1 protein-coding gene is annotated in these 1377 nt (G+C 41.5%); it reads left to right on the top strand.

Features of this window, described 5'->3' with window-relative positions; all coding sequences use genetic code 11:
- Window positions 1–82: 82 nt before the first annotated feature.
- A complete protein-coding gene (locus H4J52_RS04765) occupies window positions 83–1108 on the top strand; it encodes an IS110 family transposase (protein ID WP_182223115.1) in 1026 nt (341 codons plus the stop codon).
- Window positions 1109–1377: the final 269 nt, after the last annotated feature.

Below are 1377 nucleotides of genomic sequence, written 5' to 3'. Positions count from 1 at the left end.
TAACGAATGATATGGACTCCCCTACTAACGGCATCTATGTGCCATATTGAAAGTGTAAGCATTCAATCAAAGGAGAGTCCATATGTCTTTAATTAAAGTCGTTGGCATCGATTTAGCCAAACTTGTTTTCAGTATTCATGGTGTAGATGAACATAGCAAGTGTAAATTACGTAAAACTATCAAACGAAACAACCTGTTAGCTGAAGTTGCAAAGTTACCACTCTGCATTATCGGTATGGAAGCCTGCTCTGGTGCGCATTACTGGGCAAGAGAATTTACCAAGCTCGGTCATGATGTTCGTATCATGGCGTGTAAGTTTGTTATCCCCTACCGACAAAATGAAAAAAATGATGCTAATGACGCTGAAGCTATTTGTGAAGCAGTTACTCGTCCAAAAACGCGATTCGTTAGTATAAAAAGCGAAGAACAACAAGCCGTTCTTTGCTTACATCGCATTCGACAAGGCGCAATAAAGGATAGAACAGCACGAATAAACCGATTAAGAGGGTTACTCGCTGAATTCGGCATCATCATGCCTAAAGGTCGTTATTCTGCACAAAGCGCCATTCCTGGTATCTTGGAGGATGGTGAAAACAATTTACCTTTCATTGCTCGTGAATTACTCAATGATTTATGGCAAAGCATCAAAGGTTTAAATGATGAAATACTCAAATACGATAGAAAGTTACACGCACTAGCGAACCAAATGAAAGACGCTAAACGGTTAATGAGTATTCCTGGTATTGGGGAAATAACCGCTACCGCAGTAGTTGCAACGGTTAATGACGCTAAGCACTTTGACACTAGTCGTTCCTTTGCCGCATGGATTGGTTTAGTACCAAGACAATACTCTACGGGCGGTGTTGCTCGGTTAGGTCACATTAGCAAACGAGGCGAAAAGCATATTCGTACCTCACTGATTCATGGCGCAAGAGCCGTTATTGCTAATTGTAAAAACAAAACCGACAGAACCAGTTTGTGGATAAAAGACCTTGTTGAGCGACGAGGATTTAAACGAGCGACTGTTGCATTGGCCGCTAAAAACGCCCGATTAATTTGGGCACTGTTACACTCAGAAAAAGAATATCAGGTAGATTATGTAAAATAACTTTTTATGAAGTAAAGAGGTTAAACCAAACGGTTAACCCCACCGAGTCTGTGCATTAGCAATTGACGATAACACGGTCAGACCGAGAGCAAGAAAGCCTGTTTAGTAAGGAAGTGTTCGTAACACTGTTTAACGAATGAGGCATTGCTCAAGCGCAAATCATCAGGGCGATAGCGTAACAAAGCTAATAAACGCCGAATGTAGAGCTGCTGTCAGATCTTCTTGTTGTAAGAGATGCTATTGCTTGACAAAGGGGAGTCCATGTAGCC

It is taken from the genome of Colwellia sp. MB02u-14, assembly GCF_014076915.1.
Taxonomy (GTDB): Bacteria; Pseudomonadota; Gammaproteobacteria; order Enterobacterales; family Alteromonadaceae; genus Colwellia_A.
This window is presented reverse-complemented; position numbering and strand designations above follow the sequence as displayed.